This window comes from Thalassovita gelatinovora (assembly GCF_001458355.1).
Classification (GTDB): Bacteria; Pseudomonadota; Alphaproteobacteria; order Rhodobacterales; family Rhodobacteraceae; genus Thalassobius; species Thalassobius gelatinovorus.
In genome coordinates this window covers 107,079-129,214 of sequence record NZ_CYSA01000023.1, presented here as the reverse complement: position 1 = coordinate 129,214, position 22,136 = coordinate 107,079, and the positions used below count along the sequence as shown (strand labels likewise).

At 58.4% G+C, this 22,136-nt stretch carries 19 protein-coding genes; 9 read left to right on the top strand and 10 right to left on the bottom strand.

The annotated features are described in order from the left end of the window. From TG4357_RS19800 to TG4357_RS11935, 5 genes are all read right to left on the bottom strand, one after another. Positions 1–144 (bottom strand): PTS sugar transporter subunit IIA domain-containing protein (locus TG4357_RS19800; RefSeq protein ID WP_497986786.1); only part of this gene is annotated, 144 nt, incomplete at its 3' end. 2 nt (positions 145–146) lie between these two features. After that, on the bottom strand, positions 147–1,097 hold the full coding sequence (rapZ, locus tag TG4357_RS11950; protein ID WP_058263133.1) for an RNase adapter RapZ: 951 nt from the start codon (positions 1,095–1,097) through the stop codon (positions 147–149). A gap of 3 nt (positions 1,098–1,100) precedes the next feature. Beyond that, positions 1,101–1,547, bottom strand: a complete 447-nt coding sequence (locus TG4357_RS11945) for an HPr kinase/phosphorylase (RefSeq protein ID WP_058263132.1) — start codon at positions 1,545–1,547, stop codon at positions 1,101–1,103. Positions 1,548–1,551: 4 nt separating this feature from the next. Continuing rightward, positions 1,552–3,267, bottom strand: a complete 1,716-nt coding sequence (locus TG4357_RS11940) for a sensor histidine kinase (protein WP_058263131.1) — start codon at positions 3,265–3,267, stop codon at positions 1,552–1,554. Between the two features lie 2 nt (positions 3,268–3,269). Next, complete coding sequence (locus TG4357_RS11935) at positions 3,270–3,971, bottom strand: response regulator transcription factor (RefSeq protein WP_058263130.1); 702 nt, start codon at positions 3,969–3,971, stop codon at positions 3,270–3,272. Between the two features lie 365 nt (positions 3,972–4,336). Here TG4357_RS11935 and TG4357_RS11930 point away from each other — a divergent pair, with 365 nt between their 5' ends. The 3 genes from TG4357_RS11930 to TG4357_RS11920 all read left to right on the top strand — a co-directional run bounded on the left by TG4357_RS11930 (position 4,337) and on the right by TG4357_RS11920 (position 8,036). After that, positions 4,337–5,935 (top strand): phosphoenolpyruvate carboxykinase, encoded by a 1,599-nt coding sequence (locus tag TG4357_RS11930; protein WP_058263129.1) that lies wholly within the window; start codon positions 4,337–4,339, stop codon positions 5,933–5,935. Between the two features lie 269 nt (positions 5,936–6,204). Continuing rightward, a complete protein-coding gene (locus tag TG4357_RS11925; protein ID WP_058263128.1) occupies positions 6,205–7,602 on the top strand; it encodes an MATE family efflux transporter in 1,398 nt (465 codons plus the stop codon). Next, positions 7,599–8,036: a glyoxalase superfamily protein gene (locus tag TG4357_RS11920; protein WP_058263127.1), complete on the top strand. Its 438-nt coding sequence runs from the start codon at positions 7,599–7,601 to the stop codon at positions 8,034–8,036. Before TG4357_RS11925 ends, TG4357_RS11920 begins: the two co-directional genes overlap by 4 nt. Positions 8,037–8,177: 141 nt before the next feature. On the opposite strand, the gene TG4357_RS11915 is transcribed toward TG4357_RS11920, so the two are convergent. Together TG4357_RS11915 and TG4357_RS11910 are read right to left on the bottom strand one after the other, a co-directional pair. After that, a complete protein-coding gene (locus TG4357_RS11915; protein WP_058263126.1) occupies positions 8,178–8,897 on the bottom strand; it encodes a hypothetical protein in 720 nt (239 codons plus the stop codon). A gap of 60 nt (positions 8,898–8,957) precedes the next feature. Next, positions 8,958–9,842 (bottom strand): LysR family transcriptional regulator, encoded by an 885-nt coding sequence (locus TG4357_RS11910; RefSeq protein WP_074646827.1) that lies wholly within the window; start codon positions 9,840–9,842, stop codon positions 8,958–8,960. Between the two features lie 231 nt (positions 9,843–10,073). Between TG4357_RS11910 and TG4357_RS11905 the strand changes: the two genes are divergently transcribed. Then, on the top strand, positions 10,074–10,448 hold the full coding sequence (locus tag TG4357_RS11905) for a helix-turn-helix domain-containing protein (RefSeq protein WP_058263124.1): 375 nt from the start codon (positions 10,074–10,076) through the stop codon (positions 10,446–10,448). A 3-nt stretch (positions 10,449–10,451) separates the two neighbouring features. Here TG4357_RS11905 and TG4357_RS11900 read toward each other — a convergent pair whose 3' ends face one another. Next, positions 10,452–11,222 carry a sulfite exporter TauE/SafE family protein gene (locus tag TG4357_RS11900; RefSeq protein WP_058263123.1) on the bottom strand — a complete coding sequence of 257 codons (771 nt, stop codon included), beginning with the start codon at positions 11,220–11,222 and terminating at the stop codon, positions 10,452–10,454. A gap of 153 nt (positions 11,223–11,375) precedes the next feature. Here TG4357_RS11900 and TG4357_RS11895 point away from each other — a divergent pair, with 153 nt between their 5' ends. Next, positions 11,376–13,055, top strand: a complete 1,680-nt coding sequence (locus TG4357_RS11895) for an acyl-CoA dehydrogenase family protein (RefSeq protein ID WP_058263122.1) — start codon at positions 11,376–11,378, stop codon at positions 13,053–13,055. 74 nt (positions 13,056–13,129) lie between these two features. On the opposite strand, the gene TG4357_RS11890 is transcribed toward TG4357_RS11895, so the two are convergent. Together TG4357_RS11890 and TG4357_RS19795 are read right to left on the bottom strand one after the other, a co-directional pair. Beyond that, on the bottom strand, positions 13,130–13,624 hold the full coding sequence (locus tag TG4357_RS11890; RefSeq protein WP_058263121.1) for a hypothetical protein: 495 nt from the start codon (positions 13,622–13,624) through the stop codon (positions 13,130–13,132). Further along, on the bottom strand, positions 13,624–14,286 hold the full coding sequence (locus tag TG4357_RS19795; protein ID WP_058263120.1) for a helix-turn-helix transcriptional regulator: 663 nt from the start codon (positions 14,284–14,286) through the stop codon (positions 13,624–13,626). The genes TG4357_RS11890 and TG4357_RS19795 overlap by 1 nt, the downstream gene beginning before the upstream one ends. 727 nt (positions 14,287–15,013) lie before the next feature. Here TG4357_RS19795 and TG4357_RS11880 point away from each other — a divergent pair. From TG4357_RS11880 to TG4357_RS11865, 4 genes are all read left to right on the top strand, one after another. Next, positions 15,014–16,465, top strand: coding sequence for a hypothetical protein (locus tag TG4357_RS11880; RefSeq protein WP_074646826.1), 1,452 nt, complete (start codon positions 15,014–15,016; stop codon positions 16,463–16,465). A gap of 123 nt (positions 16,466–16,588) precedes the next feature. Further along, positions 16,589–18,541, top strand: a complete 1,953-nt coding sequence (locus tag TG4357_RS11875; RefSeq protein WP_058263119.1) for a hypothetical protein — start codon at positions 16,589–16,591, stop codon at positions 18,539–18,541. An 18-nt stretch (positions 18,542–18,559) separates the two neighbouring features. Then, positions 18,560–20,803 (top strand): type I secretion system permease/ATPase, encoded by a 2,244-nt coding sequence (locus TG4357_RS11870; protein ID WP_082644133.1) that lies wholly within the window; start codon positions 18,560–18,562, stop codon positions 20,801–20,803. Then, complete coding sequence (locus tag TG4357_RS11865; RefSeq protein ID WP_058263118.1) at positions 20,800–22,134, top strand: HlyD family type I secretion periplasmic adaptor subunit; 1,335 nt, start codon at positions 20,800–20,802, stop codon at positions 22,132–22,134. The genes TG4357_RS11870 and TG4357_RS11865 overlap by 4 nt, the downstream gene beginning before the upstream one ends. Positions 22,135–22,136 lie beyond the last annotated feature (2 nt).

The window sequence follows — 22,136 nt, the reverse complement described above, 5'->3', positions numbered from 1 at the left end:
CCGATTCCGCCGAGGCGGCGCCCGGTCATGGTCGGCGTCAATCGATATGGACCGAATACCCGATTGCGGCCCAACGACATGTTCTATCGCGGCCAAATATTCGTGGGCTAAGCCCCCATGCGCGACGATCACGATACCGATCACGCTTACCTTCCTTTATCTACATTCGCGGCCATTCCCAATGGCGTCGCCTGAAAGGCGACCTGCCCCCGTTCAAGTTCGCGATGTCTAGTTGACACCTGCCAGCCTTCATTCGCAAGGGCCTGCGCCATCTTTTCTGCAATTGCAACAGACCTGTGTTGCCCGCCGGTACAGCCGAAACCGATGGCAAAATGTGCTTTGCCTTCTTCCAGATACGCCGGCAACAACAACCGGGCCAGATCCAGAACCTTGCCAAAGAACGGATCGAACCGGGTATCGCTGGCGATATAGTCGCCCACCGCGGCACTGCGGCCGTCCAGTTTGCGCAGCGACGGGTCCCAATAGGGGTTGCGCAGGAACCGGCAGTCCAACACCATGTCCATGCCGCGCGGCAATCCCCGTTTGTAGGAAAATGAATTCAACGACACCGCCAACCGCGCCCCGGTTTCCGGGGTGATCAGCCGCTCGACCTCGGCACGCAGATCATGCGGGGTCAGGTCGGAACTGTCGATCAGGATGTCGGCGCGCGCCCGGATCGGCACCAACAGGTCCAATTCCCGCCGCACCCCCTGATCCGGGCTTTCGGCCGGGGCCAATGGATGACGCCGCCGGGTTTCGGAAAACCGCCGCAACAACACGTCAGACCGGCAATCGAGATATAAAAGTTCGGTTTCCACACCCGGCGCATCGCGCAGGCTGTCCAACGTTTCGATCAGCGCATTAACGGAAAAATCGCGGTTGCGCACATCCAGCCCCAGCACCAGATCGCGCCCGATCGGCGGGTCTTCCAGCAGCCGCGGCAACAGGCTCAGCGGCAGGTTGTCGATCGCTTCAAACCCAAGATCTTCCATCGTGTGGATCGCGGTGGACCGCCCGGCGCCCGACGGGCCAGTGACCAGCACGATGCGCTGCCGCACCGGATTGCCGCTGTCAGATATGCTGTCGATCTCGCTCATTGCTCAATCCCGCCTGCCCGCCTTGAGATAATGCAGAATCGCAGCCGGGAAATGCTGCGCCTGCACATTGTGCAGCAAAGGCCGCGAAAGGCCCAGCACCGTCAGAGTTTTTTCTTGCGGAAGACGTTCGGTTTCTGTCCGGTTCAGATCGACCCACAGAACCGCCTTGGTCGGGCCCTGCGGATCGGCGTTCAGGATGCCGACATAGCGCGCCTCGATCTGGCCGCGGATCGCCGCAGGCGCATCGGCCCAAATCGCCTTGCCCTCGCGCCACAAACAGGTCCGGTCATCGGCCACCAAACCCGCCCCCAGGGCCATCAATTGCAATGCCAGCCCGGATTTTCCGGCCCCCGCCTGCCCGGCAATCACCACCGCGCGGCCCTTCAACGCAACGGTGGTCGCATGCTGGATCAGGCAGTCTTGGTCATCGGGCCTGTCGACAGGGGGCACCCTCTCAGACCGGCAGGCCAACGACAAAGCGCGCGCCCAGCGGTTCCGACGTGACATCGGCATCGGTCGGGCGAATGTTTTCGGCCCAGATCACCCCGCCATGCGATTCAACGATCTGCTTGGAAATCGCCAGACCCAAACCGGAATTATTGCCGAACTGGTTTTCCGGCCGTTCCGAATAGAACCGCTTGAACACCTTGGTCAGCGCTTCTTCGGGGATGCCGGGACCGGTATCTTCGACCACCACCAACACCCGGTTTTCCCGTTTGCGGGCCCAGACGCGGATCGCGTCGCCTTCTTCGCAGAAACTGATCGCATTGGTGATCAGGTTGACGAAAACCTGCGCCAGACGCGCCTCCAACCCCATGATCTCGATCGGCTGATCGGGCAGGTCGGTGATGAAATCGACACCCTGTTCGCCCGCCTGCTGGCCCAGATATTCGCCCAGATTGCCCAACATGTGCATCAGGTCGAAAGATTCCTGTTCTTCCTTGACCAATTCGCTGTCCAGACGCGACGCATTGGAAATATCACTGACCAGACGGTCCAGACGGCGCACATCGTGGTCGATCACATCCAGCAGCTTTTCGCGCTGATCGTCGCGCTTGGCCACCCGCAGCGTACCCACCGCAGATCGCAGGCTGGCCAGTGGGTTCTTGATTTCATGCGCCACGTCGGCGGCGAATTGTTCGTTGCTGTCGATCCGGTCATACAGCGCCGCCACCATCCCGCGCAGCGCCCCGGACAGGCGGCCGATTTCATCCGGCCGCGCGGTCAGATCGGGGATACGGATGCGCCCGCCGGTCTTCTGTTTCTTGTCGCGCGCCCCACCCAACTCGGCGGCCGCGGCCAGATCGGCCAGCGGATTGGCGATGGTCGAAGCCAGAACCAAACTCAACCCGACCGACACCAGAATGGCGATCAGGAACATCTGCAACACCCGTTCGCGCTGCGCTCGCACCAGCAAATCAACTTCATCCGCCGCGCTGGACAACGCCACGACCCCGATGACCTGACCACCCTGTTCGATCGGCGTGGCCACGGTGAAAATGGTGCCTTCGATCGACTGTCCCATGTCGATCTGGGTCCCGTTCTGCAGCGCGGTGGCGGCAAACCGTTGCACCCGTTCCTCAATGCTGGGCAGCGGCGGCAAAGCCGATGTCGGATGGAACAGATCCGACACTTTGTTCCACATCCAGGACAATCCGTCCGTGATCAGCGTCGACCCCGGTTCAGGCATATCCGCAACCGGGGCGCGGCCCTGGCCTTTGACGCTGGAAATCAGCGACGCTGCGGGATCGAAAACAAAGGCTTCAACGCCGTTGCGCAGGTCCAGCCCCACCAGAGTGTCAACCACGTCAACGCCATCGCCCGCAGTCAGGCTCACCGGCGCGCCCTTGGGCAATTGCGCCTCGATCACATCGGCGATCAGTTCCGCCTGCGACACCAATGAATTGGCCCGCTCGACCGCAAAGGAATCGCGCGATGAATTCAACAGCAGCACCCCGGCCACCAGAATGTTCAGCGCGATCAGGTTGAAGGTGATGATCTTGCGGGTCAGCGGCGACCGGTTCAGCGACAGAAATCCGCGCCGCTCCCGACGAACGCGCAGTTCCTTGTCCACGGTGCTGTCGGGGGCGACGAAATCGTCGCCCAGCACCACGTCGCCATTGTGCCGTGATCCCGTTTCCCGCAAGTTAAGTCCTTCAGCAAGCGCCATGATCAATCTTCGTTATAGCGATACCCGATACCATACAGCGTCTCAATCGCGGAAAATTCCGGATCGGCCGTGCGCATCTTCTTGCGCAGGCGCTTGATATGGCTGTCGATCGTACGGTCGTCGACATAGACCTGATCGTCATAGGCCACATCCATCAACTGATCGCGCGATTTCACGAAACCGGGGCGCTGCGCCAGCGCCTGCAACAGCAAAAATTCGGTCACGGTCAGTGACACTTCGTTGCCTTTCCAACTGACCGAATGGCGCAGCGGATCCATCCGCAATTCGCCGCGTTCGATCACCTTGGTTTCTTCGGTCTCCACCACTTCGTGGCCCGCCATCACATCCTGACGGCGCAACAGGGCGCGGATGCGTTCGACCAGCAGACGCTGCGAAAACGGCTTCTTGACGTAATCGTCAGCGCCCATGCGCAGCCCCAGAACCTCGTCGATCTCATCATCTTTCGAGGTCAGGAAAATCACCGGCATCTGGGTTTTCTGACGCAGCCGCTGCAACAGGTCCATCCCGTCCATGCGCGGCATTTTGATATCCAACACGGCCATATCCGGCAGTTTGCGATTAAACGCATCCAGCGCGGATTGCCCGTCATTATAGGTTTCGACCTCGAACCCTTCTGCCTCAAGAGTCATGGCCACCGATGTCAGGATATTCCTGTCATCGTCCACAAGGGCGATCTTCGACATAGGTGAATTCCTTTTACTGCTCTTATTACCTGTTTTTTTCTTCAGTATGCCCATTTTACCCCTTTGCAATCAATCGGAAACTGCGAATCACCCCTGTCACCCCCTAGATTTAGGGGTGATTTCGTCAACCAATGGCTAATTTGCCTCACATCCGGGGTTCATGACCGGATCGTAACTGGGGATTTCCGCCGTGATTGCGCTAACCTTCAAGTGGTTGCGCTAACTGCGCAAAAGCGTCCTGTTCCTTCATGGAAACGTCATGTTAAGAGGCCGGTATCGGGCACAGCGCCCGGTCGGACCTGGAAGAAGAGTTCGGGGTCCGTCGACAACCGCCGCCCAAAGCGCGGCTACAGGAGCTTGGCAATATGACATTTGGACGGGTAAACCCGGAATTCCGGCTGGAAGATCAAGGGATCACGGGTCTGGGCGATGTCTTTTACAATCTTATGGAGCCCGCGCTGATCGAAGCCGCGCTCAAAAACGGCGAAGGCACACTCGGCAAAGGCGGCGCCCTCTTTGTGACCACCGGCAAATTCACTGGCCGGTCCCCCAAAGACAAGCATGTCGTCAAAACCGACAGCGTCGCCGACAAGATTTGGTGGGAAAACAACGCAGAAATGTCACCCGAAGGGTTCGACAATCTCTATGCCGATATGCTTGAGCATATGAAGGGCAAGAAATACTACGTCGAAGATCTGGTTGGTGGTGCTGATCCGGAACATGCGATCAATGTCCGCATGGTAACCGAACTGGCTTGGCACGGGCTGTTCATCCGCCACCTGCTGCGCCGCCCCGAACGCGACGACCTCAACAGCTTCCTGGCAGATTTCACCATCATCAACTGCCCCAGCTTCAAGGCCGACCCGGAACGCCACGATTGCCGCTCTGACACCGTGATCGCGATGAATTTCGACAAGAAACTCATCCTGATCGGCAATACCGAATATGCTGGCGAAAACAAGAAATCGGTGTTTTCCCTGCTGAACTACCTGCTGCCGGAAAAAGGCATCATGCCGATGCACTGCTCGGCTAACCACGCCATCGGCAACCCGGTTGATACTGCGATCTTCTTCGGCCTGTCGGGCACCGGCAAAACCACCCTGTCGGCCGACCCGTCGCGCACCCTGATCGGTGACGACGAACATGGCTGGTCCGACCGCGGCACCTTCAACTTCGAAGGCGGCTGCTATGCCAAGACCATCGGTCTGAACCCCGAAGCGGAACCGGAAATCTACGCCACCACGACCAAGTTCGCCACCGTGGTGGAAAACATGGTTTTCGACGAAGAAACTTTCGATCTGGATTTCGACGATTCCAGTCTGACCGAAAACATGCGTTGCGCCTATCCGCTGGAATACATCTCGAATTCCTCGGACAACGCGTTGGGTGGCCATCCCAAGAACGTGATCCTGCTGACCTGTGACGCTTACGGCGTGCTGCCGCCGATCGCGCGGTTGACCCCGGCGCAGGCAATGTATCACTTCTTGTCCGGCTTCACTTCGAAAACCCCGGGCACCGAACGCGGTGTGGTGGAACCCGAACCCACCTTCTCGACCTGCTTTGGGGCGCCGTTCATGCCGCGCCGTCCGGAAACCTATGGCAACCTGCTGCGCGAAAAGATCGCCAAGCATGGGGCAACCTGCTGGCTGGTCAACACCGGCTGGACCGGCGGCGCCTTCGGCACCGGGTCGCGGATGCCGATCAAGGCCACCCGCGCCCTGCTGACCGCCGCGTTGGAAGGATCGTTGAACGAAGTCGAATTCCGCAAGGATGTGAATTTCGGCTTCGACGTTCCGATCGCCGTGCCGGGTGTCGATACCCAACTGCTGGACCCGCGCCAGACCTGGGCCGACCCTGCCGCCTATGACGCGCAGGCCGCCAAGCTGGTTCAGATGTTCGCCGACAATTTCGAACAATATGTACCCTATATCGACGAAGACGTGAAAGCCGCCGCAATCGGCTGATCGCGCAGCGTCATCGCAGACACTTCAACGCCCCGGCCATTGGCCGGGGCGTTTTTCGTTTGGCGCCTGTAAACGGCGATTGTCGACGTCACCGTTGACATCCCGTGCGCGAAGCGACTAATCAGCGACCAAGGTGTCGGGCACCTGCCGCCTGCGGACGCAAGTCACGGTGAAGCCCGAAACGACGATCACCTCACCCTCGAAGCATTTCGACGGTGGGCAATGCAGGCCCCCACCGACCTTGAAATGCCTCTTGAGAGGAGTGAGCGATGTCGTCCGGACCCGCCGCTGATAACCGTTTCCTGACCGTTCCCATCGGACGGTTGTTTCTGATCCATACCCTGCCGATGACGCTTGTCATGTCGATGAGCGGGCTGTTGAATGTCGTCGATGCCGCGTTTCTGGGGCATTTTGTCGGTGCCGATGCGCTGGCCGCAGTCAGCTTGGGCTTTCCGGTGGTGATGATCACCATCGCCCTGTCCACCCTTGTCAGCGGCGGCATGTCCAGCCTGTTGGCCCGTCATCTGGGTGCCGGCGACAAACACGCCGCCGCAAATGTTTTTGCCCGTGCGCATGGCCTGTCGCTCAGCATGTCACTGATCTTGATCATGACCTTCCTGATCGTGGGCCGCTGGGGGCTTGCCCATCTGCTGGGCGCGCAGGGCGACATCGCCACGCTGGCGCATGTCTATCTGTCGATCCTGATTTTCGGGATGCCGGTGCAGGTGCTGCTTGGGGTCCATGCCGACGCCTTGCGCAATGAAGGCCGCGCCGGGGTCATGGCGCTGCTTTCGGTCGGGGTCACGTTGGCCAATATCCTGCTCGACTATGTGCTGATCGTGCTGTTCGATCTTGGCGTGGCAGGATCGGCCTGGGGCACCGTTCTGGCGCAGGGGCTGGGCCTTTGCCTGTTGATCGGGCTACGCCTGCGCGATCCCAGATTGGTGCCGCTTGCCACGCTTGCCCAACATCCTTGGCGTGGCGGCTGGAAACCGGTGCTGAAACTGGGCGCACCGCTCAGCCTCAGCTTCATCGGCATGGCGCTGGTATCCGCAACCGTCATCGCAACGCTGCACCTGACGACCGCAACCGGCTATGCCGATACGGTCGCTGCCTATGGCATCGTGACCCGGATTCTCGGCTTTATTTTCCTGCCGCAAATGGCCATCGCGCTAACCACTCAAAGCATCGCCGGCAACAATGTCGGCGCGGGGCACTACGCCCGGTCCGATGCGGCATTGCGGTTGTCGCTTGCGGTGGCGTTTGGCTATTGCCTCTTGGTCGAATTGATCCTGCTCACCACCAGAACGCAGATCGGGTTCGGGTTTGTCAGCGATCCGGCGGTTGTCGCGCAGGTTGCGGCCATCTTGCGGCCGATGCTTCTGTTTTACCTGTTCTCCGGTCCTGTTCTGGTTCTGGCGCTTTATTTTCAGGCCGTGGGCCAACCGGGCCGCACCGCGCTTCTGACCCTGGTCAAACCGTTCCTGCTCAGCCCGGTGCTGATCCTTGTCTGGGCCACCTTTTCCGGCCCTGGCGCGATCTGGTTTGCCTTTCCGATGGCCGATGCGATCGTGTTGATATTTGCAACCGCTCTCGTCACCCGTATTGTGTCCCGGAATTTCGGGCGACCGGGGTTCGGATTGACCATGACGACGAGGCAAACATGACCCTCCGAAGCATAGCCGAAGCCAAGGCGCAGGCCAAAGCCCTGCGGCAGGCGCTGGCGGATCAGGGTACCCCCATCCGTCAGGCCGAAGCGCTGGAACGCATCGCCCGTCAAAACGGCGCACGGGACTGGAACACGTTGCACGCCCAGCTTTCACGCTCTGTCATCCGCGACCTGCGCCCGCAAGCACCGGTTCAGGGCTACTATCTGGGACTGGCATTCACCGGCCGGATCGTGGCCTTGACCAAATTGGGCAAAACCTACCGGATCAAGATCAAGTTCGACCAACCGCTCGATACCGTCAAATTCGAAAGCTTTTCCAATTGGCGCAGTCAGATTCAGGCGGTCATTGGCGAAGACGGGTGTTCCCCCGACCTGACCTCGGATGGTGTACCGCAGCTGATCGTAAAAGGACGGTCACGGCAAAATGACTGACCCCCGCCGCTGGCAGGCAATCCAATCGCGGCCCTGCTCCGGCGGGCCAACAGCGCGACAGGCGGGGCTCCCCTCACCCACCGATCGCCCCCCGGTGGCCCAAGCAACGACCTGATCGATGCCGCGACGATGCCGCCCGGCTCAGACTTCGACCGGAGCCGGGACCATCTGTTTCATCGGCACATGCATGACATGGCGCAGGTCTTCCATCGCCATCCACACCATATTGCAGTCCAGCGGCTCATTGCGCCCCTCGACCTTCCAGCTCAGACAATAGGGATCGCAATGCATATAGCCTTCGCGCTCGGCCAAACCGCGCCGCGCCACCGATCGCAAAATGAATCCGAAAACGAAATCGGGTTGCCAATGCAGCATCGCGGTCAAGAACGAAAACCTTGCCAGTTGATCGATCAAACCGCGACCGCGATAAGCCGGATCATCCTTCATCCACATCTCGCCATGGTAAACGGTGCGCCCGGTTATCTTGTCCGCCCCCGGCCCCGAACGGAACCATGACCCGTCCCCGTCGATCCGCATACCACCGGGGGGAAATTCGCCAAACCGCGACCGCAGGAACCGCGCCAAGGTCTGATCGTAAAGGTCCAGAAGCCGCATAGCCTGGGTATGAACCAGATCGCCCTTGGCATTGCGGCCAATGATCCAAACGCCTCTGGCCGCTGGCAAAAATTGCTTTTCTGGGTCAAACGGTGGTCCCAGCGGCTGTTCCGGGCGGCCAGCTTTGACGATTTGTGCATAGGTTTCGAAATCATCCCCCACCTCGATATGCAGGTGATGCGATTTCAGGGTGTTCAAAGTCTCAGTCAGATACCGGGACCCGTCGTAAACATCTTGAATAGTCATGCTTGTCTCCTGTGCTTGACACAGGAGAACAATGCGTAGGCATGGTTAACATGTCTTTGTCTATTGCCTGTCCCCGGTGAAATAATCTTCCATCACCTGATTTTCTGGCATGGTTTCGATCCGGTCCTGCGACAGGCCCTCAATCTGCAAATCATAGCTGCGCACCACCATCGATGCCATTGCGAAACTGTCATCGGGATACCGGCATCCCAGCAGCAGACGCTTGAAACTGATCGGTTCGGGAACGCTGTCTTCGCCGCGATTCATATAGGTGTGCACATGATCGTATCGTAGCCCGCGCGTGGCGCGGATATCCTCGAATGGTTGCGATAATTGCACCGCATGCGCGGCCCCGCCCGGCAACGCGGGCACCGCGCGCCCGATTGAACTGCTTTCCCAGCGCCATCCATACCACGTAGCATAGGACGACTGGCTGCCCACTGCTGTGCAAATCCAATCCTCCGCTGTTTTGCGGAACACCATCAGGTTATCGCGGATCGGGTCAAAGGCTTTGTCCGCGATCCGCCCTTCTGCCGCGCTCCAGCATTTGATCCCCTGCTTCAACAGCTCGGTTTTCCCGGTCCAGATTTCGCTGATCGGATGCTGTTGCAGATAATAACACCACCCTCCCGGTTCTTCCTTGGCGATATGGAACAGCCCACCGATATGCCCCGCTTCTCCGTTCAACCAAGCCACGCCGCGCGCTTGAATATCTTCGGCCTCGCGCAAACAGCGGCGGCCTGCATCGGTCAGTTGATACTGCCGATCGACCATAACGAAAAGCTGCTCTCCCATCAGCTCTTCCAGTATGTTGATATGGCGCCGAACCGTCTGCCGGGTGGAATTCATCCTTTCCACCGTTCGCGACAGATTGAGCGTCTCCGCTAAAGCGGTAAACGAACGCAAAAGTTCGAACAATAACGGGTGATTCTTCTGCTCTGCCATCAAGCCCCCTTATGGTGGCATCGCGCCAAAGGCGCACTCTTCTTGGTTAATCCCATCATCACATTCGAATCAATCAATCTGTTAAGCTTTGATATTATGGGACTTTATGCTTGGGAACACAAATCATACATTGATGGATGAAATATTTACCATTCAGGAAAATTCATAATCAATTGATTGAAACAACCCAAGCTGGTTTCTTCTTCTGGTAGTTTGAAATGGAAAAATGATATGTCACACCCAGTAGATATTCACGTCGGCAAGAAACTCAAGAACCTTCGCGTATTGCGCGGATTGACCCAAACTGATGTCGCCAAAGGATTAAGCATTTCGTTCCAACAAGTTCAAAAATACGAACTAGGCCGCAATCGCATTTCGGCCAGCAAGCTGTTCGAAATTGCCAATATCCTGAACGTACCGCCGTCATATTTCTTCGATGGTCTTGATCAGACTGCAGATGAATCCACCCCGGTGATCGATGAAGAAACCGCGCGCATCGCGTCGGTCTTCAGCAAAATCAAGGATGAACGATTGAAATCGCAGATCCGGTCCTTCGTGGACGCGGTCGCCGGTTACGTTCCGGCAGAAGACGCCAACAACGCCTGAGCGTCAGCCCATCAAGCCGCGGCGCACCAGGTTGAGCGCCGCGACGAACAACACCAACAGCGTCACCCGGCGGAATGCCACCTGGTCGATCCGGTCATGGACCCGGAATCCGACCCAGGTTCCCAGCAATGCCGGGATCAGCAACGCGGCGGAAAACACCACCGTGTCGCGATTCACAATACCCGATCCGATATGCCCGAACAGCAGCGCCACCGCGCCCAGGCCGTAAATCACGCCCTGAATGCGGACCTGTTCGGTCTTGGGTGTGTTCAGTGCGGTCAGATACAGCACCGTCGGTGGTCCCCAGACCCCCGACATGCCCCCGATCAACCCGGCAAATCCACCGATCGCCGCTTCGATCAGGCCGCGCCCTTTTTCCGGCAGCACCAACCGCAGCCCGTACATCTGAATCAGCGCGAACACCGATACCGGCACCCCGATCAGTAACAGCATGGTTTCCGCTGACAGAACCCGCACCAATTGCGCGCTCAACAGCATCGTCACCAGCCCGATCATCATGAACACCCGGAACCGCTTGACCGATTCCCAAGCCGCCGCCCGGCCCTGCCGCAACGCCTGCCAACCATTGGTCGCAACCGTCGGCAGGATCAAACCGGCCAACGCCAATTGCGGATCGATGAAACTGCTCAGCCCGGAAATCAGAATCATCGGCATGGCAAATCCAACCATGCCCTTGATAAACCCGGCCAGCAGCGCGATCGCAAAGGCCAAAGCGAAAGTTTCGGGCGACATCATCGAAAAAAGTGTACTCATACGGTCTCTTAGCACATCTGAATTTTCCTTTACTGAAAATTCATGCGCAACTTTCGATCTAATAAATACGCCAATAGGTATTTTTGTTGCGCTGCAACTGCAAAAAGATTATGTCACACTGCAGCAATTAAGGATATAATTTGTGGACCATGCGTGGCCCATGATGGACAGGACCTGACGATGACCGACACTGTAATTCTTCCCGATCTTCTGACACTCACCGGCGCGGCCGTGCCCCCGGTCAAGGCGCTGGTCGACACTGCCATCGCCGCTTTGCGTGACAGCCTTTCGCAGGATGGCCGGATTTCCGGCGCCGCCCTCGAAGCCAATCAAGCCGCCACCCACGGGTTGTCTTGGCTGGCCACTTACGGCCAGTCGCTAACCCAGATGCAGGCTTGGGCGGAACGGTTGTCCGGCGACGGAAAATTCGGCGAAATGGAACAGTTGATCCACCAGATCGCCTTTGGCGAATACCTGGCCCAGATCAAGGGCGGCATCCCGATGAGCCAAGGCGAAATCGCGCGCCTTGCCGATCTCGGTCTCGACGCTGCCTCGCTCGAAACCGACGCGATTTCGACGCTCGTCGCGCGCGGCAACAGTCAAGCCGCCCGCACCCGTCTGGTCGCGCTGATGCGCGACAATGCTGGCCACGCCACCTTTGGTGCCTCCGGTCTGGACGAAGAACTGGAAATGATCCGCGATCAATTTCGCCGCTACGCCGATGAACGGGTCGTCCCGGATGCCCATGAATGGCACCTCAAAGACGATTTTATCCCGATGGAAATCATCGAAGAACTGGCCGAAATGGGCGTATTCGGCCTGACCATCCCCGAAGATTTCGGCGGTCTGGGCCTGTCCAAGGCATCGATGGTGGTGGTGTCCGAAGAACTGTCGCGCGGCTATATCGGTGTCGGTTCGCTCGGCACCCGGTCGGAAATCGCGGCCGAACTGATCCTTGCCGGCGGCACCGACGCACAAAAGGAATACTGGCTGCCGAAACTGTCCAGCGGTGAAATCCTGCCCACCGCCGTGTTCACCGAACCCAATACCGGGTCCGATCTGGGATCCCTGCGCACCCGCGCGGTGAAAAACGCCGACGGCGATTACGAAGTCACCGGCAACAAGACCTGGATCACTCACGCCGCCCGCACCCATGTAATGACCCTGCTGGCGCGCACCGATCCCGACAGCACCGATCACCGCGGATTGTCGATGTTCCTGGCCGAAAAGACCCCGGGCGACGACGCCAACCCGTTCCCGACCGAAGGCATGACCGGCGGCGAAATCGAAGTGCTGGGTTATCGCGGCATGAAGGAATACGAACTCGGCTTTGATCAATTCAAGGTCAAGGGCGACAACCTGCTTGGCGGAGTCGAAGGTCAAGGCTTCAAGCAATTGATGAAAACCTTCGAAGCCGCCCGCATTCAAACCGCGGCCCGCGCCATCGGCGTGGCGCAAAACGCGCTGGAAGTCGGCATGCAATATGCCGAGGATCGCAAACAGTTCGGCAAGTCGCTGATCCATTTCCCGCGCGTCGCCAACAAGCTGGCGATGATGGCCGTGGAAATCATGGTGGCGCGGCAGCTGACCTATTTTTCGGCTTGGGAAAAAGACAACGATCAACGCTGCGATCTCGAAGCCGGGATGGCGAAACTGCTGGGCGCCCGCGTCGCCTGGGCGGCGGCGGATAACGCGTTGCAGATCCATGGCGGTAATGGTTTCGCGCTGGAATATCAGATCAGCCGCATCCTGTGCGACGCGCGGATCCTGAACATCTTCGAAGGCGCGGCCGAAATTCAGGCCCAAGTGATCGCGCGGCGTCTGCTGGGCTGATCCTGACCTTCGAACCGTTGTTTCAAATCGGCGCGGCTCTTATGGGCCGCGCCTTTTTTAACCTTGCCAAGGCATCAGGTCGGAAATTCGTAATCTTGCACGATCTTCCAGATGGTCCCGTTAACGCTTTGCAAGGTCTTGATCGTTTCCTCGATTTCTTCGATCGCCTTGTCGTCGATATCGGCCGTCTGCCCGATCTTGAGCGTGTCCTTGCGATCGGCGATCCGCATAAGGATCGTCCGCGCCGTACCGGCATCCTTGTCGAACGAATAGATGCAGTGATTATAGCGATTGCGCAGCGCCGACTGACGCATCATCATCTTTGTCGCCTCAAGAATGCGCAGCCGCAATTCCGGGTCGGTTCGTTCCAGCTTGACCAGACGTTCAACCAATTCCACCCGCGCGCGGGTGGTGTTGAGGGTCAAAAAGATGATCAGCGCCGCTTCGGTATCGGTACCGGTCAGGCCCGCGATAAGATGAATGAAAAGACTTTCCGTGTTGGTCCAGATATAATTGAGTCGGCCGATCAGCATCAGCAATTGAGAAAAATTCTGATCGGCCAGTGGCATCAAACGACCCCTCTGGTTCCGTTGAAGTAGATACCGGCGGCCTCTGTCCGGTTCCTGACGCCGAGTTTCTGCATGATGTTGTGCATATGCAGCTTGACCGTGTGTTCCGACACGACAAGGTCAGAGGCGATCAACTTGTTCTGCTTGCCCCGCGCGACAAGACGCAGGATTTCCTGTTCCCGCGGCGTCAGGTTGGCTTTGAGGCCATTCACCTCGCCGCAGCCCCGCTGTTGACCCGCGACAGGCCGCATATCCAACAAGGCATTGGGCACACAGCATTGGTCCAGAAACAACAGGCGCAACATCGACAGCCAGCAATCAAGCTGAAGGTTCATCGGAAGAAATCCGAAATGGGTCATGTTTCCATGCGAATGGGCATGCTCATAGAACAACGCGGCGATATCGTCATCGCGATAGGCCAGTACGGTCCGTTCCACCCCAAGCGGTTCCAACGGAGCAAGCCCGCGCGCGATATCGTCCGCAACCATTTCCTGTTCGACAAGCGCAAAGGATATATGCTCGGACCGCGCTACGTTGTTCGCTTCTTCGATACTGTTCAATCGGATGAAATGAGCAGCCGAATACTCTTGCTTGATTATATCCAAGTATCGTTCGGACAAGGTCATGCCCTCGCCGAAAATGGCAATTAAATGCATATTCATGGTATCCCCCCGAAACCAATTTTAGGTTCGGACCGACTGCTCAACAGTCCAATATAAATCACAACCCGAATGAATAATTTCGGGCTTTGTACAGGCCTCTGACTGCACTGGTGACGATTTATTCACACATAGTAAAATGTTTACAATCAGAACCCGATTCCTAAAAAATCACCGTTCCGATTAAAAATTAACCTATTTATTAACAAAATATACAGTTTTTATCCACAAATGAAAATATCAATCTTTCTTAAGCTTTCGATATATGCCCTGCCCGTTCGATGAGGGGCGCACAAACACAGGCATTGGCGGCAAGCAACTCTTTGTCGATCAATACAATTTTCAAATACTCGCTGTTGTATCCATCCCCGCCTTCGGGTCGTGGTCTGCATTTCACGCGCGATCATGCGCCATCAGACCTAGATCGAATCGGTGACCACAGAATGGTTCTTATGAACGAATCATGCGTATGTTTCGTTTTTTTTATTCAAAAGCAGAAGATTTCCCGGCCATTGGTTTATTAACATTTCTGGCAGCTATCTTTCCTCCCTTCTCGTGGCCACCCTGAACCGGCGCTTCATTTGGCGCGAGGAACGACAACACCCGCAGGTGGAGACGTTCCGCAAGGAGAGCCGGACAATTTCGTCCGGTACAACCAACCACCCGAAGACTGGCCGCTTTAGAGATGATTGGCGGTCGCGACGGGAGATGCTGAAAAGGATCCAAAGCGATGTCTATCAAGAACAATCAAACCGCACTCGGCTGGTTCAACAACAGTCCTGTCACCTATAACGCTGACGGCGATCAGGACCAGAACCAGAACCAGAACCAAGGTCAGGAACAAGGGCAAAACCAGGGTCAAAACCAGGGTCAGTCCCAAGAAAGCCTGAACCTGAACGGCAATGGTAATGGCAACCTGAACCTGAATGGCAATGCCAGCCTGAACGGCAATGGCAATGCCAACGGTAACTGGAATTACGATTCCAACGAAGATACCGACAGCAATACCAATACCGACACCAATACCAACAACAACAACACCAACACCACCAGCAATGACACCAATGTCAGCCGGACAAACACCGACAGCACCCACACCACTGACACCGATGTCGACGTGGATGTGGATATCGATCTGGACATGGAAGGCTACATGCCCAACGATGACGACTTCGCCGACATCGATGTGCAGCACGGGTCGTCGGTCGGCGACGTGCTGATGGCTGAAGATGGCAACATCCATTACGATATCGGCGACGATATTAATATGGATGGCATCCTCAACAGCGCGCTGACGGGCGCCGGCAACGATGTCGGCACGGTCAACGTGATGAGCAACCATCTTGATGACAACGACACGCTAAACGATCCGGATGTCACCAACATGGGTGCCGGCTTCACACAGAACGGTGACGCCCGTGGCGGCAGTGCCGATGCCGAAGAAGGTATCGATGCCGAAGGTGGCGATGGCGACGATGGCGGCGATGCCTTCTCGGGTGGCGGCGACGCGCTTGGGGCGGCATTCGGCGGCTGGTCGGAATCGGATGATGTCGAAACCGGCAACGGTGGCAACGGCGGCAATGCGTCTGCCCAAGGTGGTGCCAGCGGCGCGGCCGATGCGACCAGCGTGAACGTCGGCGTTGGCGTCGGCGCGGCATCAAGCGGCGCAGCCGCAGGGGCTGCCGCTTCTGAAGGCGGTATCGACCTGGGTCTGCTCGACTTCCTCGAAGGTGGCGATGCGGCGGCGGCGATTGCGGCAGCCGGTTCAGCGGCCGGGGCCGGAGGTGGCGGTATCGCTGCCGGTGCTCATGCCAACGCGGCTTCGGGTGCAGCCGGTGCAGCCGGTGCAACCAGTGGCGCAGGCGGCGGCACGGGTGCGGCAACGGGTGGAACCACCACCGCAGGTGCGGCGCATTCGTCGGTAATCGCGGGTGATGCGGCCATGGCTGACGGCGGTGCCGGTGGTGCTGGTGGCAGCGGCGGCATGTGGGGTTCGCACAATGGCGATGATGGCTATGTGACCGGGGAATCTTTCGCCTCGGCAGATGCGATCCTCGATACCACGGCGTTCAACCAGTCGATCTCGATGGGTGCCAACGTCCTGGGCAATACCGTGGACATGACCACCGTCGGTAACAACCTGACCTCCGACTACTCTCTGACCGGCGAAGACGACGCCTGATCCAGAGGGTCAGGGATTGCAGAATATTATGACTGCCAATCCCCAAAAAATCGGCCCGTGCGGGAACCTTCCCGCGCGGGCCTCTTCCCCTAAGTATTCGTATCGGTAGCGCCGGCCATGTTCATGGACAAAACTACAGAAGCGATCGCATTCTTTATCGGCCTTTTTCAAACGGTGGCCGAAGCTACCAGCACACGTCTCGACTATTCCAGCTTCAAATTCTACCGCAAGCAGCAGCCTCTCGATCCCTTGCACGAACATTCCGTTCAAAGAGATTTCATCTACGGGCCAGAGGGATATGATCCACAGGTTCAGGACCCGGGCCCTTTCGGGTTCCCCGCTGCTTTGTTGCGGCTCAAGCCCCTCCATATATCACCCGACGCCTCGCTTCAGAGCGACGGTATCGGAAATCTGGGCACCGGCACCGCGCCGTATTCAAGTTCCTATGAAACGGACTTGGATCTGCCTCCGATCATTGTGGCACCGCCACCGGGCGCAACAATGCAAGTCACCATACAAGTCAACACGCTGACCGATCAGGACATCATCGATATGTCGCCCGAAACGGCGGCTTCCTTTATTCAGATACAAAGCGAAACACTTGCGGCTTTGCAGGCCCAGGCGGATCACCTGCAAATCCTGCCACCGCTTACCCCCCAACTTGCCACCAGCAGCGAAACCATTGGCGCGGCCGAGACGGCTTCTGCGATGTTCACACAGATCCTAGCCCGGTCCGGGGCGGCAACCGAACAAACCCCGCACGCCACTGTCCATCTGGCAACCGGCGCGGCGACCCAAGGCGTGACCGTGGATGGTCAATCGGCCACCCAGATGCCCAACTGGCAAGACTTGTTACCGCACGCCCTGCAATCGGGGCAGGACGACGCACAACAAGACGCCGTTCATGCCCGGACCACCGGCGGCAACCTTGCACTGAACGAAGCGGTCAGCGTCGGCGGCGGTGTCGATGCGGCAGTGATCGCAGTGGGCGGCGATGTGGTCAGCCTGGACGTGATTTCACAAGTCAACGTATTGCGGGACGATGTGGCACAGCCCGAAGCGTCCAATCAGGTTGTGAATGCCGCCGGAATATCCGGCCGTCCCACGCAAGGGGCGACCCCCGAAACGGGCGTCGCGGGGTTCGTGCCCGATCTGTTAACCTTGGCCACGATCGAAGGCGACCTGATCACCTATGACTGGATTCACCAGATCAATTCGATCCGCGACGAAGACACCGTTTCCTTCACCACCTCCGGCAGCGAAAGCTTGATTTCGGTCGGCGGCAATCAAACCATGAATTCCGACCTCACGACGATGCTTGGCCAGGCCTATGACCTGATCATCGTCGAAGGCGACATGATTACCCAAAACGTGGTGACTCAGACCAACATCCTGCTGGACGAAGATGTCCTGCGTCCCGCGCCTCTCGGGGATGAAACCGGGCCGGTCTTCGACCCTTCCACCGCCGAAACCTCTGGCAACGCTTTGATCAATTCCGCCACGATCACCCATACACAGACCGATCAATTCAGTGCCCTTTCATCGGAATTTCGCGAATTGCTTGGCGATTTCGATCCCGAATCCCCGGACCTTTCGTCGGTTCTGACCAGCGCTTTGCTGGCGCCGATGGACATCATGAACGCCCTCTATATCACCGGCGATTTGATACAGATGCGCGAAGTGTCCCAGACCAATGTGATCTCTGACAGCGATTTGATCCAATCCACCGAACCTGAAAATCCCGGCACGGTTCAAACCCTCAGCACGGGTGATAACGCGGCCGTCAACCTGGCCTCGATCGTCGATTTCGGCCTGCCCTCGCATGTGATGTCGGGCGGGTCGGTGTTTTCTGATGCGGTGCTCTATCAAGCCAGACTGATTTCAGACGACGCGCCCCCCACCAACGTGATGCTTGCACCTGACCCCGCGACACAACTGGCCAGCGAAGCAGTGGCCTTTCTGACCGATTTCGCCGCGACCGGGCCAACCGGCGAAATGGAACATGGCGTACACCCGACAACAATGTCCGAAGACGGGCCGCCGCATCTCGACGTGATGCAAACGATGCTGGCCTGAGGGAAGGAGAGACCAACAATGAAGAACACTAAATACGGCGAACCGATCAGCGCCGAAGAAGACGCGGGCACCCTGAATTTGCGGGAATTCCAGATAAAGGCGGCAGCCTCGCTTCAGCCGGGCCGGACCGAAAGACCGGAACAGGAAATATCCGATGAGGCCCGCCGGGAAAAACTGCTGGAAACCCTGAAAGTCGTCAAAGGGGGGCGCGGCGATTTCCGCCCGGAACCGCATCTGGAACCGTTTCAACTTGTTCAAAGCATGCGAAGCGACCCCAAAGACCAGACCGGACCACAAGCCCGCAGGGACACCGCACCCAAAGCCAAGACCCCCGAAAAGGACCCGATCAAAAGCCGGATGGACCCGCCGGTCAAGGGCTTGGGGGGACCAACGCTTGAAGGCCGGATCAACACCCGCGAAAGCAGCGGGGCCGCAATACCGCCCGGCGGACGCGGCGGCAACGGGGGCGGCGGTGGCGGCGGCGGCGGGGGTGGTGGCACCGCACGGTTTCACCGTCGGCTGGGGCCGCAGAACTATGAAAGAAGCCTGCGCGAAGGCGTTGCGGCGGTCCGGCGAAACCTGGGCTTCGTCATGTTGATGACCTGTGCCACCAATGTTCTTGTGCTCGCGATCCCGCTCTATCTTTTTCAGATTTCCGATCGCGTCCTGACCAGCCGGTCGGTGGATACGCTGATCATGCTGACGCTGGTCATTGCCGGGGCGGTGATCCTTCAATCGGTTTTCGACGCCGTGCGCCGCTTCATGCTGATGCGCACCGCCGTAGAAGTGGCCGCCCGGTTGGGCGCCCCCATCCTGAGCGCAGCAGCCCATGCGTCACTGCACGGATCGGGGCGCGAATATCAGGCGCTCGGGGATTTGCAGCAGGTACGCAGTTTCCTGACCTCGGGCACGCTGATGTCGTTTATGGATGTCCCCTTCGCGCCGATCTTCATGATGGCGATCTTCCTGGTGCACCCGCATCTGGGATATATCGTCGTGACCACGGCGATCATTCTGTTCGTGATTGCCAACATCAACCAGCGGATGACAGCGCGCCCCTTTGCCGAGGCCAATCAGGCGCAATCGCGGGCGAACATGCACCTCGATTCGATGACCCGGAACAGTCAGATCATCAACGCCTTGGCGATGATCCCCGAAGCGGTAACCATCTGGGGCCGCGACACCGCCGCGTCGCTGACCGCACAGGTGCGCGCCCAGGACCGCAACGTGATTTCCGCCACCGTATCGCGCGGCGTTCGTTTGCTGACACAGGTCTGCATGCTGGGCTGGGGCGCCTATCTGGCGATTGCCGGCGAAATGACCGGCGGCATGGTGATCGCGGCGTCGATCATCGCCGGTCGTGCGCTGGCACCGGTTGAAGGTGCGATCGAGGGCTGGAATGCGTTCTTGCTGTCGCGGTCGGCCTATGGCCGGATTTCCACCCTGCTGACCCGGTCGGCGCATCAATTCGAACGGCTGCGGCTACCCGACCCTCAGGGCCGTTTGGACGTGGGGCGCCTGCTGTTCGTTCCGAACGGAACCAAGCAAGTGGTGCTGAACGCCATCAGCTTTTCGTTGGAACCGGGCGATACCCTTGCGGTCATCGGCAATTCCGGGGCTGGCAAGACGACGCTGGGCAAAATGCTGGTGGGGTCGATCATTCCGACCTCGGGCAATGTGCGGCTGGACCTGATGGATCTGCGCAACTGGGAACCCAGGCAACTGGGCGAAAACATCGGCTACCTGCCGCAGGACGTCCAACTGTTTCCCGGCACCATCAAGCAGAATATCGCGCGAATGCGCGATGACGCCACCGACGAACAAATCCACCGCGCCGCCGTTCTGGCCGATGTGCATGACATGATCGCGTCACTGCCACAGGGCTATGAAACGATGGTTACGGCGGACGGATCGCCGCTATCGGGGGGGCAAAAACAACGCATCGCGCTGGCCCGCGCCTTCTTTGGAAACCCGCGCCTTCTTGTGCTGGACGAACCGAATTCGAACCTTGACGTTGCCGGGGATCAGGCGCTGGCCCGGGCCATCGAACACGCTAGGGCAAACAAGATCACCGTCGTGGTCATAACGCAAAAACCGACACTGCTCAGCGTCGTCGACAAGATCATGCTGTTGTCCGACGGAAACGTCGCGTTGATGGGGCATCGAAACGACGTGCTTCAGCAACTTGCGAATTTCCAACATGGCAGCGCACGCGGTCCCGACAAGGGGATCGGACCGTCAACCGAAGGGGACAAGGAATGACACATTCAGTCGAAATCCTGGAATGGCATCACGAAGTACCGCGCTCGATCCGAAACCACGTGATATTTGGTATTTTCCTGTTCATCGTCACCTTTGGTGGCTTCGGATTATGGGCCTTTCGCGCCCCATTGGCGGCGGCGGTGATTTCCCAAGGCAGCTTCGTGGCCACCGGCCGCAACAAGATCGTTCAGCATTTGGAAGGCGGCATCATAGAAGCGATACTGGTTTCCGAAGGCGACCGCGTCGAAAAGGGCGAAAAGATCATCCAGCTTCAGCAGACAGCGGCCCAAGCCGACCTGCGCGAAATGGAATTTCGCAAAGCCCGGCTCGAAGCGGCCGAGGCGCGGGTGCGGGCCGAATACCTGAACGCCACCGAAATCGTTTTCTTGCCGCGCCTTATCGAACTGGCCAAGGCAAATCAGCAGGTGGCACAAATCCTTGACGATCAGAAACTTGCGTTTGAATCGTCGCAGCGCATGCAGGAAAAAGAACTGGCGATCCTGGAAAACGGCATGGGATCGCTGAAAATCCGCAGCGAAGGTTACCGGGTGCAACTGGAAGCCTATCGCGAACGCGGGGTCAGCCTGACCGAAGAACTCAGCGACAAGGAAACCTTGCTCGAAGAGGGGCTGATCCGTCGTCCCGAATTCAATTATGTCCGCCGTGCCGTGCTGGAAACCGACGGCCATATTGCGCGGATCGCCTCGGAAATCGAAGAAATCGAACGCTCCCGTCTCAAGTTCCAGCTCGAGATCGAAAAACTGGAAGCCGGGCGTCGGCGCAAGGCGCTGGACGAACTTCAGGCCGTGCAGGCGGAACTGGACACGATCCGCGAAAAGGCCCGCAAGGCCAAGGATGTGCTGTCACGTTCGACCGTTGTCGCCCCGGTCAGCGGAACGATGGTAAGGATGTATTATCACAGCCCCGGCGGTGTCATCGAAAGCGGCAAACCGATTGCGGAAATTCTGCCCAGCGACGCGCCGCTGCTGATCGAAACCCTTGTCCCGCGCACCGATGTGGACAGCGTGCGCCCCGGTCAGGCCGCGACGGTCAGGCTATCGGCGTTGAACCGGCGCACCACGCCGGTGTTGACCGGCTATGTCAGCTATTTATCCGCCGACTCGATCACCGACACATCCAAAGGCGTGGCCCAGGAAGTCTATGTCGCTCATATCGACCTCTCCGCGTCGGAATACGCCAGAGTCACGTCCTTCGCCCCGGTTCCGGGGATGCCCGCAGACATCATGATCGAAACCGAAGCGAGGACATTTTTCGAATATCTGATCAAACCAGTGCGCGACAGCATGTCACGCGCATTCCGGGAACAATAGAA